The organism is Pseudomonas sp. Pseusp97 (assembly GCF_047304025.1).
In the GTDB taxonomy this organism is placed as follows: domain Bacteria; phylum Pseudomonadota; class Gammaproteobacteria; order Pseudomonadales; family Pseudomonadaceae; genus Pseudomonas.
On sequence record NZ_JBGLYK010000018.1, the window covers coordinates 32,569 to 49,702 of the forward strand.

General features: G+C 65.6%; 16 protein-coding genes. 7 read left to right on the forward strand and 9 right to left on the reverse strand.

Going from position 1 to position 17,134, the window contains the following annotated elements:
- Positions 1-77: 77 nt before the first annotated feature.
- Positions 78-971, forward strand: a complete 894-nt coding sequence (locus ACCC94_RS06030; protein WP_413348474.1) for a LysR family transcriptional regulator — start codon at positions 78-80, stop codon at positions 969-971.
- Between the two features lie 209 nt (positions 972-1,180).
- Here ACCC94_RS06030 and ACCC94_RS06035 read toward each other — a convergent pair whose 3' ends face one another.
- Positions 1,181-1,873, reverse strand: a complete 693-nt coding sequence (locus ACCC94_RS06035; protein WP_413348475.1) for an NUDIX hydrolase — start codon at positions 1,871-1,873, stop codon at positions 1,181-1,183.
- 169 nt (positions 1,874-2,042) lie between these two features.
- Between ACCC94_RS06035 and ACCC94_RS06040 the strand changes: the two genes are divergently transcribed.
- The 3 genes from ACCC94_RS06040 to nadE are packed head-to-tail and all read left to right on the forward strand — an operon-like array spanning position 2,043 to position 4,751.
- Positions 2,043-2,690, forward strand: a complete 648-nt coding sequence (locus tag ACCC94_RS06040; RefSeq protein WP_413348476.1) for a nicotinamidase — start codon at positions 2,043-2,045, stop codon at positions 2,688-2,690.
- 2 nt (positions 2,691-2,692) lie between these two features.
- Positions 2,693-3,889 (forward strand): nicotinate phosphoribosyltransferase, encoded by a 1,197-nt coding sequence (gene pncB / locus ACCC94_RS06045; protein ID WP_413348477.1) that lies wholly within the window; start codon positions 2,693-2,695, stop codon positions 3,887-3,889.
- A 34-nt stretch (positions 3,890-3,923) separates the two neighbouring features.
- Complete coding sequence (gene nadE / locus ACCC94_RS06050) at positions 3,924-4,751, forward strand: ammonia-dependent NAD(+) synthetase (protein WP_413348478.1); 828 nt, start codon at positions 3,924-3,926, stop codon at positions 4,749-4,751.
- A gap of 38 nt (positions 4,752-4,789) precedes the next feature.
- On the opposite strand, the gene trhA is transcribed toward nadE, so the two are convergent.
- Positions 4,790-5,416 (reverse strand): PAQR family membrane homeostasis protein TrhA, encoded by a 627-nt coding sequence (trhA, locus tag ACCC94_RS06055; protein ID WP_192434151.1) that lies wholly within the window; start codon positions 5,414-5,416, stop codon positions 4,790-4,792.
- A gap of 127 nt (positions 5,417-5,543) precedes the next feature.
- Positions 5,544-5,990 (reverse strand): azurin, encoded by a 447-nt coding sequence (gene azu / locus ACCC94_RS06060; RefSeq protein ID WP_045216277.1) that lies wholly within the window; start codon positions 5,988-5,990, stop codon positions 5,544-5,546.
- Positions 5,991-6,354: 364 nt separating this feature from the next.
- Here azu and ACCC94_RS06065 point away from each other — a divergent pair, with 364 nt between their 5' ends.
- Positions 6,355-6,942, forward strand: a complete 588-nt coding sequence (locus tag ACCC94_RS06065; RefSeq protein WP_413348479.1) for a TIGR00730 family Rossman fold protein — start codon at positions 6,355-6,357, stop codon at positions 6,940-6,942.
- A gap of 7 nt (positions 6,943-6,949) precedes the next feature.
- Here ACCC94_RS06065 and ACCC94_RS06070 read toward each other — a convergent pair whose 3' ends face one another.
- The 6 genes from ACCC94_RS06070 to ACCC94_RS06095 all read right to left on the reverse strand — a co-directional run bounded on the left by ACCC94_RS06070 (position 6,950) and on the right by ACCC94_RS06095 (position 12,999).
- Complete coding sequence (locus tag ACCC94_RS06070) at positions 6,950-7,351, reverse strand: type IV pilin protein (RefSeq protein ID WP_413348480.1); 402 nt, start codon at positions 7,349-7,351, stop codon at positions 6,950-6,952.
- On the reverse strand, positions 7,351-10,578 hold the full coding sequence (locus tag ACCC94_RS06075; protein ID WP_413348481.1) for a pilus assembly protein: 3,228 nt from the start codon (positions 10,576-10,578) through the stop codon (positions 7,351-7,353). Before ACCC94_RS06075 ends, ACCC94_RS06070 begins: the two co-directional genes overlap by 1 nt.
- A gap of 17 nt (positions 10,579-10,595) precedes the next feature.
- Entirely contained in the window at positions 10,596-11,051 is a 456-nt protein-coding gene (locus ACCC94_RS06080; RefSeq protein ID WP_413348482.1) for a PilX N-terminal domain-containing pilus assembly protein, read from the reverse strand.
- Positions 11,052-11,065: 14 nt separating this feature from the next.
- Entirely contained in the window at positions 11,066-12,004 is a 939-nt protein-coding gene (locus ACCC94_RS06085) for a PilW family protein (RefSeq protein WP_413348483.1), read from the reverse strand.
- Between the two features lies 1 nt (position 12,005).
- Positions 12,006-12,476 carry a type IV pilus modification protein PilV gene (gene pilV, locus ACCC94_RS06090; protein ID WP_413348484.1) on the reverse strand — a complete coding sequence of 157 codons (471 nt, stop codon included), beginning with the start codon at positions 12,474-12,476 and terminating at the stop codon, positions 12,006-12,008.
- Positions 12,477-12,708: 232 nt separating this feature from the next.
- Positions 12,709-12,999: a LasR-specific antiactivator QslA gene (locus ACCC94_RS06095; RefSeq protein WP_413348485.1), complete on the reverse strand. Its 291-nt coding sequence runs from the start codon at positions 12,997-12,999 to the stop codon at positions 12,709-12,711.
- 501 nt (positions 13,000-13,500) lie between these two features.
- On the opposite strand from ACCC94_RS06095, the gene ACCC94_RS06100 reads away from it, so the two are divergent.
- Positions 13,501-15,873 carry a type VI secretion system Vgr family protein gene (locus tag ACCC94_RS06100; protein WP_413348486.1) on the forward strand — a complete coding sequence of 791 codons (2,373 nt, stop codon included), beginning with the start codon at positions 13,501-13,503 and terminating at the stop codon, positions 15,871-15,873.
- 21 nt (positions 15,874-15,894) lie between these two features.
- Positions 15,895-17,134, forward strand: a 1,240-nt coding sequence (locus ACCC94_RS06105; protein WP_413348487.1) for a M23 family metallopeptidase, incomplete at its 3' end; no start/stop codon positions are given.

Sequence of the window (17,134 nt, forward strand, 5' to 3'; positions counted from 1 at the left end):
GTAATAAACGGCTTGCCGAGGCACAACAAACGACGTTTCCTATGCACATCATTCCGTAAATTCATGAACTGCCCACCATGCTGAGCAAACGCCACCTGCCGTCCATGACCGCCCTGCAATGCTTCGAAGCGGTGGCGCGGCACCTGAGTTTCACCCGCGCCTCCGAAGAGCTGAACCTGACCCAGAGCGCCGTCAGCAAACAGGTGGCGCAGCTGGAGGAAATGCTCCAGCACCTGCTGTTCCGCCGCGTGCGTCGCCGCCTGCAACTGACCCCGGCGGGCGACCTGTACCTGGTGGAAGTGCGCAAGATCCTCACGCAGGTGGAGATGTCCACCCACTACCTGCTGTCCTACGGCGGCGAAACCGAGGTCCTGCGCGTGGCCACGCCGCCGACCTTCGGCGCGCGCTGGCTGATCCCGCGACTGAACGGTTGGCGTCATCGCCATCCGAATATCCACTTGGACCTGCGCCAGGAGCTGGAGCCGAGCGACCTGCTGCAATCGCGCTGCGACATCGCGTTCTTCTTCGGCGCCGGCACCCTGCCCGGCGCGGAATGCGTGGCATTGTTCGGCGAGGAGATGGTGCCGGTCTGCTCACCGGCGATCCTGCCGACGCAGCCGCTGAGCGACCCGACCCAGCTGGCGGACCTCGTGCTGTTGCAGAACGCCACGCGCCAGGAAGCCTGGCACGAATGGTTCCTCAGCCTTGGCCGGCACAGCGAGCACAGCTACCACGGACCGCGCTTCGACACCTTCTACATGTGCATCCGCGCCGCGCAAGCCGGCTGCGGCGTGGCGCTGCTGCCGCGCTTCCTGGTGGAAGAGGAGCTCAACGAGGGCAAACTGGTGATCGCCTGGGAACACGGCCTGCAGAGCCGCAGCGGCTACTACCTGGCGTACCCCGAGCATGCGGCGGCGGTGCCCAAGGTCCGGGCGTTCGTGGAGTGGATCGGGGAGCGGCTGGAGCGGTGATTTTCGGGTGGCCGGGAGCACCCTCTCCCCAGCCCTCTCCCTGAAGGGAGAGGGAGTTTTCGTGCCACCGCAGCCATCGGTAGCGCTTAGTACTCTGGTGTTTCCATCTAACTTCGTAAAATCACCTCTTGCGCCAAGTCAGTCCCCTCTCCCTTCAGGGAGAGGGTTAGGGAGAGGGAACGCCCAGCTCCCAACTCCCCCGAAAACACCTAAACCAACAAACTCCGATCAAACACGAACGCCCCATCCCCCTGCGGCGTGAAGCGCAGAACATGCTGCGGCCGGCCCATTGGCGGCTGGTGGCGTTCGCCGGTGTCTTCCACCCAGCCCGCCGCCTTCATCCGCTCCAGCCTTCCGCGCAGGCTGGAATGCTGGATTTCCTCACCGATGGACCACTCGAAGGCCTTCAACGCCTCCGCCACGGTGAAGCGCTCCGGCAGCAGGTGCAGTGGCAGCGCGCTGTAAACCGACTTGCCAGCCAGCCGCTCGCAGGCCTGCTGGACCAGTTGAGTGTGGTCGAACGGCAAGGCGAAGCGCTCGCCACGCACGGCCTCCAGCGGCACGAAATCCAGGTCGTCGGCAGCCAGCTCGGTCTGCGGGGCCACCAGCACCAGATAGAGCACGCTCAGCGACCAGCCGCGCGGGTCGCGCACCGCATTGCCCACGGTCGCCACCTGCTCCATGTAAGCCGGCTGCACCCGCGCCTTCTCGCGCAACGCTCGCAGGGCGGCGTCGTCCAGGCCATGATCGGCGCAGCGGCCATTGATCAGCACGCCGGGCAGCGCCCACTGCCCCTCGAACGGCGCCTGGGCGCGGCGGATCAGCAGCAATTCCAGCCCACGCTCGGGGTTCAGGCGCAGCGCCACGATATCCACGGAGGCCAGCACTTCAGCGGTACTCATCGATGCTCCTTACAGGCTTCCTCGCCGGAGGAAGCCCTGCGACTTATTTCACCATGTACAGAAAGCATCTTCCACCTCGCGAAATTTTCTATCTTTCTGCTTGACGACTTATTTCACGTCATGAATTATGTAGCCACGACAGGCCACCAACGGTCAAGCGGAGGCTTCCATGAACCTGATCGCCAGCTTCGATGTAGACGCCCAGAAGAGCTTCACCCCGCTCTGCCCCAATGAACTGCCGGTACCCGGTGGTGACGCCATCGGCGGTGCCCTCAACCTGATGGCCGAGCGCGCCAGCCTGCGCCTGGGCAGCAAGGACGCCCACAGCCCCACCGCCCCCTGGGTGGTGAACGAGCCGGCACAGATGCTGCAGCCGCTGTCCCTGCCCAACGCCGACCTCACCTGGGTCAGCCACTGCGTGCCGGGCACGCCGGGTTTCGAGCTGCTGGACGAATTGCCCAGGCCGATGGACTACGACTTCTTCATCTGGAAGGGCGTGGAGCCGGACCTGCACCCCTACGGCGCCTGCTACCACGATCTGGCTGAACGGCGCAGCACGGGCGTGATCGAATATTTGCGGCAGAACTCGGTCAGCCACGTGCTGGTCGGCGGCCTGGCGCTGGACTACTGCGTGAAGACCACCGCGCTGCAATTGCGCCGCGCCGGTTTCCAGGTGCTGCTGTACCTGCCGGCCTGCCGCGCCATCGCGCAGGAGACCGCGAACGCAGCCTGCGCCGAGATGCGCAACGCGGGAGTGACTCTCTGCGCGGACGAGTACGAATTGGATACAGCCCTTGCGGGCATCAGGGAGAACTGAACATGGCCGAGAGCGTGTTTGCCGACAGCATCGTGCAGAACCTGCTGGATACCGACTTCTACAAGCTGACGATGATGCAGGCGGTGCTGCACAACTACCCCAACGCCGAGGTGGAGTGGGAGTTCCGCTGCCGCAACGCCGAGGACCTGCGCCCGTACCTGGCGGAAATCCGCTACCAGATCGAGCGCCTGGCCGAGCTGGAAGCCACGCCGGACCAGTTGGCCTTCCTCGAACGCATCCCGTTCATCAAGCCGGACTTCATCCGCTTCCTGAGCCTGTTCCGCTTCAACCTGCGCTACGTGCACACCAGCATCGAGGACGGCCAGCTGGCCATCCGCCTGCGCGGGCCGTGGCTGCACGTGATCCTCTTCGAGGTGCCGCTGCTGGCCATCGTCAGCGAAGTGCGCAACCGCTATCGCTACCGCGAGGTGGTGCTGGAGCAGGTCGGCGAGCAGCTCTACCGCAAGCTCGACTGGCTCGCCGGCAATGCCAGCGAGGAGGAACTCAGGGAATTCCAGGTGGCCGATTTCGGCACCCGCCGGCGCTTCTCCTACCGCACCCAGGAAGAGGTCGTGCACATCCTCAAGCGCGACTTCCCCGGCCGCTTCGTCGGTACCAGCAACGTGCACCTGGCCCGCGAGTTCGACGTGAAACCCATCGGCACCATGGCCCACGAATGGCTGATGGCGCACCAGCAGCTCGGCCCGCGGCTGATCGACAGCCAGATCGCCGCGCTGGACTGCTGGGTTCGCGAGTACCGCGGCCAGCTGGGCATCGCCCTGACCGACTGCATCACCATGGACGCCTTCCTCAGCGACTTCGACCTCTACTTCGCCAAGCTCTTCGATGGCCTGCGCCACGACTCGGGCGATCCGCTGGTCTGGGCCGAGAAGGCCATCGCGCACTACCGCCGCCTGGGAATCGACCCGATGACCAAGACCCTGGTGTTCTCCGACGGCCTCGACATGCCCAAGGCGTTGCAGCTCTTCCGCGCATTGCGTGGCAAGATCAACGTCAGTTTCGGCATCGGTACCAACCTGACCTGCGACATCCCCGGGGTGGAACCGATGAACATCGTGCTCAAGATGACGGCCTGCAACGGCCACCCGGTGGCGAAGATCTCCGACACGCCGGGCAAGACCCAATGCCGCGACGAGAACTTCGTCGCCTACCTGCGCCACGTCTTCAAGGTGGCGTAGCCATCCCATTCCGCCCCCGACAGGAGCCCTTCCGATGAAAGACAGACAGGCCGCCATCGCCAGAGAACTCAACGTGCAGCCGCCCTTCCAGTCCGACGCCGAGCTGCAGGCCGAGATCCAGCGGCGCATCCGCTTCATCCAGGATTGCCTGAAGAATTCCGGCATGAAGACCCTGGTGCTGGGCATCAGCGGCGGCGTCGACTCGCTCACCGCCGGCATGCTCTGCCAGCGCGCCGTGGAAGGCCTGCGCGCCGAGACCGGCAACCAGGACTACCGCTTCCTCGCCGTGCGCCTGCCCTACAACGTGCAGGGCGATGAACAGGACGCCCAGGACTCGGTGGACGTGATCGCCCCGGACGAGCGCCATACCGTCAACATCGGCCCGTCGGTGCAGGCGCTGGCCGCGCAGACGCAAGCTCTGGAAGGCCTGGCTCCGGCCACCCGCGACTTCGCCCTGGGCAACACCAAGGCGCGCATCCGCATGGTCGCCCAGTACACCATCGCCAACGCCCGCGCCGGCCTGGTCGTGGGCACCGATCACGCCGCCGAGGCGGTCATGGGCTTCTTCACCAAGTTCGGCGACGGCGCCTGCGACCTCGCTCCGCTCAGCGGCCTGGTGAAGAACCAGGTACGCAGCATCGCCCGCAGCCTGGGCGCGCCGGAAAACCTGGTGGAGAAAGTGCCGACCGCCGACCTCGAGGACCTCGCCCCGGGCAAGCCGGACGAGCATGCCCACGGCGTGACCTACAAGGAAATCGACGCCTTCCTGCACGGCCAGGATGTCGGCCAGGAAGCCTTCGACATCATCGTCCGCACCTTCGAGAAGACCCGCCACAAGCGCGCGCTGCCCATCGCGCCGTGAGGCCGGCAGCGGCGCGGGAAGTTCCCGCGCCGCTCGGCTCAATGCTGTGGAATGACGTAGCGCCAGATGGCGATGAAGTGCAGCAGGCTGCCGGCAATCACGAACAGGTGCCAGATGCCGTGCCAGTGGCGGAACCGGCTGTCGTAGGCGAAGAAGATGATGCCGATGGTGTAGCAGGCACCGCCGCCCACCAGCCAGGCAAATCCGGCGCCGCCCAGCGCCCGGTATAGCGGCCCGACCGCGATCAGCACGATCCAGCCCATCACCGCGTAGATGATGATCGACAGCACCCGCGCTTCGGAGCGCGGCTTGATTTCCTGCAGCATGCCGATCACCGCCATCGACCAGACGATGCCGAACAGCGTCCAGCCCCAGGGCCCCTTGAGCGTCACCAGGCAGAAGGGCGTGTAGCTTCCCGCGATCAGCAGGTAGATGGACAGGTGGTCGAGCTTGCGCAGGATGACTTTCGCCCGCCCCCGCACGCTGTGGTAGAGCGTGGAAATGCTGTAGAGCATCGTCAAGGTCGTGCCATACACCGCCACGCTGACGATGCGCAGCGGCTCGCCCACCAGGCTGGTCGCCACCAGCAGCCAGATGCCGCCCACCAGCGCCAGCACGGCGCCGATCAGGTGGGTCCAGGCGTTAAAGCGTTCACCGTGGTACATGGGTCCCCCGTTACGATTTCAACCAAGGACACCCTAGCGCCGTTTTTTTAAATGAAAAGCGTCAAAGAAAAAGCCCAACCAGAGGTCGGGCTTCTTGCGGTCATCCAGCTTTCGAGCGAAAGCCGGATCACTTGACGGCCAGGGTGCCCTTCATCATGGCCGAGTGGCCCGGGAAGGAGCAGAAGAAGGCATATTCATCACCGGCCTTCAGCTTGGACACGTCGAAGGTCACCGAGTCCTTCTCGCCGGAGCCGATGATCTTGGTGTGGGCGATGACGCGGGTGTCGCCTTCTTTCACGTAGTTCTTGTCCAGGCCGGCGGCCATGCCATCGGTCACCACGCCCTGCATGTCGGCGGCGGTGGTCAGGACCCAGTTATGGCCCATGACGTTCTTCGGCAGGCTGCCCGGGTGGGACAGGTTCACGGTGAAAGTCTTGCAGCTCTTGTCGACGCTGATGGCGTTGGTGCTGAACTGCATCTGGTCGTTGCCCTGGATGTCCACGGAGCATTCGGCGGCCAGCAGCGGGGCACTGAACAGGCCAAGCAGGGATACAGCGGCGAGTTTACGGAACATGACATGCCTCCTAGGCAGGTTGGGCGGAGAATCCTGAAGGGGAAGACTGCCCGAACGCGATCGGGGTTCCCCTGATCTGCATCAATGGCCATCGGCCACGAACCAAGCTTCGAACTCTCTATCAGGTTGATCAGCAGGATCAACGAGGCAGAACAGCGCACCCCGCCTAGCATAGACGCCATCCCCCGGCCCAACAGGAGTTCGCGCCATGCACCGTCTTGCGCTGTTACAAAGCCCGCTGCTACAGAACCTGCTCGCCTGCTACGCGCTCGCCTCCGCCGGCGGCTGCCAGCACGACTGAAATCGGCTTGGTCGCTGTCCTCGCAGCCGGTAACCTGACGGCCTGCTGAAAGAGGACAGCTCCATGACCTTGCGTTCCATCTGCGTATTCTGCGGCGCCAGCCCCGGCGCCACCCCGATCTACCAGGAAGCCGCCGAAGCCCTCGGCCGCCACCTCGCCGAGAGCGGCATCCAGCTGGTCTACGGCGGTGGCGCCGTGGGCCTGATGGGCATGGTCGCCAATGCCGCGCTGGCCGCGGGCGGCGAAGTCATCGGCATCATCCCGCAGAGCCTGAAGGACGCCGAAGTCGGCCACAGCGGCCTGACGCGCCTGGAAGTGGTGGACGGCATGCACGCGCGCAAGGCACGCATGGCCGAGCTGGGCGACGCCTTCATCGCCCTGCCGGGCGGCCTGGGCACCCTCGAAGAGCTGTTCGAGGTCTGGACCTGGGGCCAGCTGGGCTACCACGCCAAGCCGCTGGGCCTGCTGGAAGTGAACGGCTTCTTCGACCCGCTGCTGACCTTCCTCGATCATCTGGTGCAGGAGCGCTTCGTGCGCCAGCCACATCGCGACATGCTGCAGCGCGCCGCCTCGCCCGCCGAACTGGTCAGCGCCCTGGCCGCCTGGAAACCCCTGGCCGCGCCCAAGTGGGTAGACCGCACGCCAACCTGAAACCGCACTACCAGCAACCCTCCGTGGCCGCGCCACGGAGGCCGCTGTCGGCCAAGGTCAGCACCCCGCAGGCATCTTCCGTCATCGCTCCGAGCGGCTCTGCCTGCAGGACATAACCCGATTCGTCCGGGCCGCTGGCAAAAGCCAGGCGGTAGTAGGCCTTTCCGGCCTCCCGTGGCGACCGGTCGAACGGCAGCGCTGCGCCGATATAGGTGCCGCGGCTGGTGTGGAAGCGCTCCAGAGATTGCGCCAGTTCCACCAGGGATCTTTGCGCGTCCACCCGGCGCACCCGCTGGATGTGCTCCCGATAAGCCGGTAGCGCCACGCCCACCAGGATGCCGATCAGCGCCAGGCAAACCAGCAGCTCAACCAGCGTGAAGCCACCTGCCCGCGTGGTCATCGATTTCATCAGCGCGACTCCCACCAGGCCTTGCGCCCGACGTCGCGCGGCAGACCGACCTCCTGGCCCAGCGGGCGGCCCTCTCGATCCACGCCAAGTATTCGCAGCTTACCGTCCGCGCCAGGCTGGAGCAGCGCCCCGCTGGAAGGCTGGCCGGCAGCCTCGCCGGGCAGGTCGCTGCCCGGCAGACCACCCGCCAGTCGTTCCCCACTAGCGATATCCAGCACGACCGAAGCGTGGACCAGCGGATCGCTGCAAGGGTCGTCTCCCGGTGCGATCAGGTTGAACAGCGCGAGCTTGCCTTCTCGGACCTGGGGCTGCTCCGCCACGCGCACGCCGTTTGCCGGCAGGTCGAAGTACCAGCCGCGAGCGCCGTCCTTGCTGGAAACGGGCTGAAGATCGGCCCGCCCGACCAGGGCTCTCCCGTCATCAAGGACCCCGTAAAGGCTTTCAGTCCTCGCTGAAGGCTCGTCGTCACCCACGCGGTAGAGGCGCCCGGTCCCGACCAAAACTCGTACCGCTCCGTCAGGGGCCAGAGCGGCAGACACCGGCGCGCTGATTGGCTGCGGACTGCCATCCGGCGCCCGCGCGCGGAACAGCGGCTTGCCGGCCAGCGACGGTGGAATCGCCGAGTCGCCGCCCTCCGAGCCTGCCAGGTCCACGCGCCAGAGATTGCCGAGGCTGTCGCCCGCATAGAGGCGGTTGGCGGTCATGTCGCCCCTGCTGCTGATCGCCGTCACCGGCCCCAGGTCGCCAGCCTCCGGCAGATGGATGCGCTTGAGCACCCGGGCATCCGCCGCATCGAGCAGCCAGATGTCTCCTCCCCGCCTTTCCGCGTCCGTGGCGCCGGAGGAAACCAGCACCACGAACTTCCCCGAGTCCAGGGCCACGAGGCTTGGCCGACCCAGCGTGTAGCCGAGATCGGGATGGCTGAACTCCCAGAGCACGCTGCTCGACTGGACACGCTCCGGGTCGGTGACGTCCAGCGCGAACAGGCTGTTGCCGCCGGCTCCGGTAGTGGCCACCAGCAGGGTTCGCCATTGCCCACCGATCCAGGCATTGCCTACCTTGGGCGAGCCATCGACGTAGTAGCGATGGACATAGTCCGGTTCGGCCAGCTCGCGAAGGTGCCCCAGCACCGCCGCCGGCACGTAGGCAAACAGCTCGCGCCCATCGCGAGCATCGAAGCCGTGCAGCATGCCGTCGTTGGCCCCCACCGCCACCAACGGCGCACGCCGCTGGTAGAGCTCGCTGGCAAGGAAGTCCCGATAGCTGCTGCCCTGCGACCTTGGCAGCTCGCCGTAGGGTTGCGCGTCGTGCCAGGAATAGGCTGGCCGCGAACCCACGATATCGCCCAGCCGGCTGGCTCGCAGGCGGAACGGCGACGCACTGTCGGGCGTTAGCCGCTCCTGCAGGCGCGAACCGCGCAGGTAGTCCACCAGCAACTCGCCCTGCTCGCTGCCCAGCCTGCGGCGCTGTTCATCGCTCATGGCGCCCCAGGCAAAGGGCATGCCTTCGCGGGCGATGAGTGATCCATCCACCTCAGCGGTGGACGGCCGCACGGTAAAGATATTGCGCCCTGCCACTTTCGCCTCGCTCAGCTCGTCCAGCTGCCGGGCAGCCGACCACAAGGGCTGGCTCTGACCTTCGTGCCATAGCTGCAGGTCACCACTCCAGCGCCGCCCCTCCAGCCGGGTACTGAACCACTCGCCGGCTCGCGGGCCCGCGCTGAAGTTGCCGATGCTCCTCGCCTCATCATCGGCCGCGTGGGCGAGTACCGTTTTCAGCTCGTCCCGCAGCTTGTCGGGGTCGGTGAGCCAGAGCAGGTTGGCCGGCCGGCCATCGACGCCTTTCCACCAACTTTCCGGTAGCGGTGACGTGCGCGCCGAGGAGAAATTGCGGGGGACCGCAAAGCCGCCGTACTGGGTCGCCAGCCACAGGGCACCGCCCGGCCCCGCGGCCTCGCGGGCGGAAGCCAGCCAGAAGGTGGATGCGGATTGCCGGCCGGGCAGGTCCGGGCGCAGGTCTCCTACATGGGCGTCGTACGCGAGCCCCGCCAGCGCCAATGCGGCAGCGGAGCCCGCGCCACCCTGCATGGCCGCCACCGCTTGCGTTGCGTGGGCCAGCTCCGGGTCGCCGAGACGCAGCAGACCCGCGCCAGCTTCGCCCTGCCCCGCTTCGCCAATCCCGAGCAGGGCGTTGCGCTGGCATGCATAGGTGAGCGGATCCGCATGACCTCCCTGATGGCGCAAGTAGCGCGTGGCGGCATGCAACAGCTCGCCGACATCGTCGAACGGCTGCGATCCGGCTTCGTCGAAACGGTTGAGAGAGGCGATCGCCCCCGCCTGCAGGACAGTGAATACACCGGTCTGCGCCGACCACTCCTTCAGCGGGTTATCCCGCCCATCATCCAGCCACGGGCCGATGAATTTCTGCGGCGTGCGCAGCGCCGCCCCTCCGCCCAGCCCGGCGCGAGCGAAGACGCTGAAGCGCAGCCGCCCGGCGTACTGCTGCAACAATCCTTCGGGCTTATGGCTTGGGCCGTAGCGCTGGCAGTTGCGTTCCAGCTGACCTGCCGCACAGACCTGCACTCGCACCGCGAGCCGATAGGTCGCCTCTGGCAACAGCGTCTCACCGGGCAAGAACTCCTGCGGCTCACCGGGAAACTCCGGGCTGCGACTCAGCAACAGGCTGCGGGCTTGCCCCTCCACGCGCAGATGCAGTGCCATGCCAGCGAATGGCGCAGCCCCCGCAACGCTATCGGGCGGTAGACGTCGATCCGGAAAGACACCGTCGCGCTGCGTACTCAGCCCCTTCTGCAGTACCGTCAGTTCGGCGCTGTCGATGAAGCGGTCGCCACCGCTCAGCACGGCGCGATAGACATCGATGGCCTGCGTGGTCGCCCAATTGAGGAAGTTGCCGCTCCAGGCTTGGCGGCAGGCATGACCCAGGGCTGGGCCAAGGGGCTGGAAATAGCGCTCCGCCTCGCTTTCGCCAGCGCGGTAGACGTAGCATTTCTCCGGGTCGAAGTAACCGAAGTAACGCTCGCCAGCGGCATAGACAGGATTCGGATTGGCAGGCGCCGCCGTCGCCGCATGGGCCGAGGAAGGCAGCAGAAACAGATTGCCCGGCGCACCGCTGGCGATCTGCAGCGGAACCTGGCTGACCGGCGCAGCCGACAGCGCTCCGGCCAACGCGGCTCCCAGTATCAGGAAACAGATTCTCGCCAGTCTCATTGCCACCTCCCTGCCCGCTAGCGAACGAAATAGATACTGTTCAGCCGAACGCGGGAAACCGGTTCTCCCGAGGGCTGGCGACGAACGCCAAAACCTGTGGCGCGCACCTCGACGGCCACGCCATTAGCCGCCCCGCCCTTGCCGACTTCCAACCCTTCGCTGGCCAGCCAGCGCAGGAAACGCAGTTGGTAGACCGGCTTCGCCGCGCTCTCCGAAAAGCCGCTCACCGAGCCGTCGCTGAGGTAGGCAGCAGCCTCGGGGCGGTTCTGCCGATGAATATCCAGCGCGGCCTGTTCGCCCGCACGCAGCGCTGCCTCCGCCGCCTGGAAAGCCATCTGCCGGTCACGCAGGTTGCCGGCCATGCGCTCCTCCAGTTGCACCATGCGCATCCCTGCCAGGCCGATCAGCGTGAGCAGCAACAGCATGACCAGCGAGACCAGCAGCACCGCCCCGCATTCGGATCGATGGCGCATCGACGAACGCCGGCTCATGGCAGCGAGTTGCGCAGCGCGATGGTGCTGCCCATCACCAGTCGCAACCGGCGATCCGCATCCGGCGCCAGGGTGCGGCCATCGAACACCAAGGACTTCGGCGCCTCGTCGGCCTGGCCGGTCTGACTCTGCAGCAGCAGGCTGACGCGCACGGTACGCACCCGGCGCCACTCCTCGGCGGTCATTTCGTGGGCGGCCTTGTAGATCGCCACCGCCTCGCTATCCGCCCCCGCTACGCCATAGCGCAGGCTCATGCCAGCGACGCCGTTGACCAGCTCGCTCGTCTGCGCCACGCCCGTGGTATCGCTGTTGTCGGTGACGAACAGCCCCGGCGTCCCATCGACGCCACGGCCGATCCAGTAGACGGCGTAGCGGTATGGATAGGCGCGAGTCGCCGGTGCCAGGAAGTGCTCCAGCGATCGATCCGCCAGCAGGCTCGCCGCGTTGCCGGCATTGCGCAGCAGCAGACAGGACTGCTGATCGCTGAGCAGATAGAAGGCTCCGGCGACGGCCCCGGCTGAGACGAGATTCACGCGATTGCCGGCAATCGACCCGGTGGCGAGAATCGGCTCGGCGGCGTAGCGCAGGAGCACCCCATCGGTGTTGGCAAGACGCCCTGAAGGCATCCAGGCTGCCGACAACGCGCCGCTGCCATAGCCCTCGATAGCGGCCCTCTCCAGGGCATACTGCGCCGCATCGACTCCAGAGGCGTTGACCAACCCGGCAGGGCAGGCGCCGGTGAAACCTGCATTGCGCAGGCCCTGCGCCAGGACCTCCAGCGCGAAGCGACCGTTCTCCTGCAGCTCGGCCAGGGCGACGCTGCTCTGGTAGCTGCGCTTGCTGCTGAGCACGACCTGGATCACGCCCGCCAGAAGCAGCAGGCCCAGCGCCATGGCGATCAGCAATTCGACCAGAGACAGCCCGCGCTGGCGCATGTCAGAACCCCGCCCGGTAGACGAAGGTTTCGGCGCCGCTCGCCGCCCCCGGACGTTCGCCGGCCCGCCGGTCACTCCAGCGCACAGCGACTATCGCGCTGTACAGCTCCCCGCTGCGGATCACCTGCACCGAGCCGCTACCCGTTCCGCCGAGCGTCTCGCAGACATCGGCCTGCCATTGGCCGAGATCGAGTTGAGCCCGCGTCGCACCGCCGGCCTTCGGACATCCGTCGGCCTTCGCAGCGAAGCCCGTGTCGTAAGCGCCCGCTCTGGCCGCCTCGGGATTCGCGCGCAGCAGGTCGGCCATCTCGCCGGCCAGCCAGGACGCCTGGGAACGTTGCAGCGCGCTGTAGCCCGCACTGATGCCGGCACTCTGCAGCCCCGTCAGACCGAGCATGCCGATGCCCAGAACGAGCACCGAGACCAGCACTTCCACCAGGGTAAAACCTTCGCTGCGCCTGCCGCCGTCCATGCCCGTCGCCTCGCCGCTGAGGAATGAGCCTCAAGGGTGCAAGGCGCAACGCGGCGCGGTCAGCCAGACATTGGCTGGGAGATCGAAGGGAAAAGTCCGCACGCCGAGAGTGATAGACGGAGGTGGTTAGGAAAAGCCTGAGCCGTGGGATCGTCCTTCCGAGTGGAATACCGCTTGCCGCGCGAATCAAACGCTCGCAGCGTTAGCTGCGAGCGCTCAGCGGGCGCAGCGATTACGGCCGCCGTTCGAGCCGACGCTCCAGTTGGGCGAGGAAGCCGATCTCATAAGCCATGCGGTCGAGCATGGACCTCTGCAGCGTGCGGCCCCGCGCGAAGTTGCTCCAGAGCGTTTCCCCGCCTGGGGCGAACAGCCATTCGCGAGCCACCAGCGCGCCATAGCTCATGACGAGATGGGATTCCTCCGGCCAGCCCGGCGGGGTTTCGAATCTAAGGGGGTGGTCGCTGCCCGGTAGAGGATGGAACGGGCTTGAGGCGGGATCGAGGGTGTTGTCGTCTGAAGACATGGGCAAATCTCCAATGCATTGAGAGAGCTGCCGACATCGCTGTCAATCGAAGGGAGGCAGACCACGCGGGGTTGACAGACCGGGCATTGGAACCGGCAGACCCCACGAGGAGGTCTCCCCGCGCGATCTGCCATAGCGTCTTCAACCAAAACTCGGGTCGAAGCAGGGCCTGCAAAAAACGTCCGCCGTTTTTCGCATGCACCTGTCGGCGCAATCGCGCCAATGCTTCGGGCTGTCAAACCCGATCACGGATATAGCCGTGACGGGCGCAGCATAGGGGCTGCCTTCCGAGCGGGCAAGAACAGGTGCTCGCGCGGAAAGGCTATCGGCTAGATCTGACGTAAATGAAGTGCAGCGGCTGTCAGCTCTATCTATTCCGTAGGGCAGAAAACAAACCTCGTACTTCCATCGACCAATCGCACGAGTTCCCCGGACCGGTCCGACTGACAAGGCGACAGCCTAACTGGTGGGATGACCATTCCTCTGGAATGGACGTCCGCCATGCTCATCGATGCCGCCCACCGCTTCTTCGATCACAGCCGCCACACATTCAGCGTCAGAGACGTCGATGCGCCGCTCGATGTCCTGGCCTTCAGCGGCGACGAAGGGCTCAGCCAGCCCTTCCTCTACCGCATCGAATTCACCAGCACCCACCGCGACCTCCCAGCCGACGCCTTCCTCTGCAAGGACGCCTGCTTCAGCCTGCGCGCGCCGCCCGAACAGTTGGGCATCCCTGGCTACACGCCGCCGATCGCGCCGCCCCTGCGCACGCTGTACGGCACGATCAGCCGCTTTTCCCTGCTATCCATGTCACGGGACGAATCCCGCTACGAGGTGGTTTTCGTCCCCCGTCTGCAGCTGCTGGGCCTCGCCCGCCAGTACCGCCTTTACCAGAACCAGAGCGTGCCGGAGATCGTCGAGCAGGTGCTGCGCCGCAACGAGTTCGCCGGCCAGGATTTCCTCTTCCAGCTGACCCGCGAATATCCGCCGCGCGAACAGGTGATGCAGTACGGCGAGGACGATCTGGCCTTCATCCAGCGCCTGACGGCCGAAGTGGGCATCTGGTACCGCTTCTCGATGAACCCGGAGCTGCGCATCGAGACGGTGGAGTTCCACGACGACCAGCGTCACTACCTGCCCGCGCCACCCTTGCCGCTGCGCCCGCTTTCCGCGCTGGAGTCCAGCGGCCGGGACGCCGTATGGAACTTGCAGAGCGGCCATGGGCTGGTCGTGCAACGAGTCAGCAACCGCGCCTACGACTACCGCGACGCCGGTGCCCAACTGGACGCCAGCGTCGACCAGCTCAATTCGCCGAAAACCACCTACGGCGAGGCCTACCACTACGGCGAGCCACACCAGAAACTCGGCGACGTCTACGCCCAGGACGAAGACCTGGAAAGCGAGAGCGGCTACTTCTACGCGCGCCTCGCCCATGAACGCTATCTCAACGCGCGCACGCGCCTGACCGGCTGCACCAGTAGCCCCGCGCTGCTTCCCGGACAGATACTGAAGCTCGACGGCGTAGACAAACACTTCGCGCCGGGTGCGGTGATCGTTCGCGTGCACAGCTGTGCCGCCCGCGACCGCAGCTTCGAGGTGCAGTTCGAGGCCATCCCCTACGACGAACAGGTCTGCTTCCGCCCCGACGTGCCGGCCAAGCCGGTGATCGCTGGCACTCTCCCAGCCCGCGTCACCAGCCCCGAGCCGAACGACCTGTACGGCCACATCGATAAAGACGGCCGCTATAAATGTCACTTCCTATTCGACCGCGATACCTGGCCCGCAGGGCGTGAGTCGATGTGGCTAAGGCTGGCGCGCCCCTATGCCGGCGATACCTACGGCCTGCACCTGCCTTTGATACAAGGCACCGAAGTCCGCGTCGAATTCGAGAACGGCGACCCGGACCGACCGTACATCGCCTATGCCTTCCACGACTCGCGGCATCCCGATCACGTCACGCTGAAAAACTACAAGCGCAACGTCCTGCGCACGCCGGCCAACAACAAGCTGCACCTGGATGACTCGCGTGGGAAAGAGCACATCAAGCTGTCCACCGAACACAGTGGCAAGAGCCAGCTCAACCTCGGGCATTTGGTGGATGCCCAGCGCGAACAGCGCGGCGAAGGCTTCGAACTGCGCACCGATGGTTGGGGCGCAGTGAGGGCCGGCAAGGGCGTGTTCATCAGCGCTGATGCACAGCCCGGCGCGCAAGGTCAGGTACTGGCCATGCAGGAAGCTATCGCCCGCCTGGAGCAGGCCGGCGACGAGATGCAGAAGCTCTCCAGCGATGCCGAAATGTCCCAGGCCGACGCAGCCAACTATCTTGCGCAAATCGCCTTCATGCGCGAGGAGGTGGCCCAGCTCGAAAGCGCCGTCGCCCTGCTCAGCGCCCCGCAAGGCATCGCACTCACCAGCGGCCAGCACCTGCAACTGGCCGCCCAGCAGAGCCTGATGCTCAACGCCGGCGCTGAGGCGGACATCAGCGTGGCCAAAAGGCTGTTCGCCGGCATCGGCGCAGGCATGAGCCTGTTCGTCCGCAAGCTCGGCATGAAGCTCTTCGCCAACCACGGCGCGGTCAGTATCCAGGCGCAGAACGACCGCATGGAGCTGCTTTCCCGCAAGGGCGTGGATGTCGTCAGCACCGAGAACGAAATCCATATCACCGCCAGGAAGCGCATCGTCCTCAACGCCGGCGGCAGCTACCTCACGATGGACAACTGCGGCATCGAGTACGGCACCCAGGGCGATTACCTGATCAAGTCCGGGCATTTCGCCTATCTCGGGCCAGCCCGCCTGCATCCGGACATCCCCTTCCTGCCGCGCGAATCCACGGGCGAAGCGAAGAAGAAATCCATCTACCCACTGTCGCTCTGACTAGGCAAAGGAAGCCTGCACATGATCATCAGTCCTCCCTTCATCCCCGCCCCGATAGCCGGGGAAACCGACGAAGCCTTCGTCAACCGGGCCATGCCCGGCGGCAACCTGGGCGATGGCGCCTTCCCCTTGAGCTTCGACCTCAACTGGCATGGCGGCCTGCATCTGCGCGCTCCGCAGGAGAACGGAAAGAACCTGCCTGTACGCGCGATTGCCGACGGGACGCTCGCATACTTCCGCGCCCCAGCGAAGAAAACCAACGATCCCAACAACGCGCTCAACTATGGGGATGGCTGGACAGACAACGGCTGCATCGTGCTGCGTCACGAAACCGAAATCGGCGAAGGCGCACGCAGCCAGGTGGTGTTCTATTCGATCTACATGCACCTGTCGAAAATCAACATCGCCAACCCGCAGCTCAAGCAGCGCATCTACCGCAAGGACAGCATCGGCGAGGTCGGGGAAATCTACGGCAGCGCCGGCAAGATCCACTTCGAAATCATCGCCAGCGACAGCCAGGTCGAGCATCTGACCGGCCGCAGTACGAGAGAGCTTGACTACCGCACCCACGACGGCCGCACCGACAGTTGCTGGGGCGACATGTACTTCTACATCCCCAACACCCTGGACGGCTTCGCCGCTCCGCCGACCAACTTCGCCCAAGCCGCTCATTCCGGCACGCCGGCATATCGCTGCCCTTCCCTGCCCGATGGCTGGTACACCCCCGATGGCAGACTTTCCACCCTGGCATTCTTGACCAACGAGATCGACGGCTATCACCCGGAAACAGTCAAGCAACTGCGCGAGGGCCTCATCGTCCGCATGCACTACGACAGAGGCCAGTGCCAGTTGACCACCTACCACGTGACCGGCGAACTCATCGGCAGCCAGAGCGAAGACGCGGACTTCGAATACAACCTCTACACCACCGCCACCCGCCGCTACCCCGCCTGCCCCAGCGCCGGTTACGAACTGCTGCGCTTCGGCCGGGTACTGGGGCCGGACGCGCTCCAGCCAGCCAACGCCGCACACTGGCGGAAGATCAGTCTGCCGCCCCGTACCGAAGCTGGCGAAGCGGAACGCAGCGCCTGGTTCAACCTCAACGCCTCCGGTGTAACCCGCTTCAGCGATGCAGACTTCCCGCATTGGATGGGCTGGCGTTTGATCGATGACGACAAGGACTCCGACAGTCACTGCCAGTCGGCCTACATTCGCGAACTGCTGCAACCCGGCACCTCCCTCACCGGCCCCCGGCCCCGCC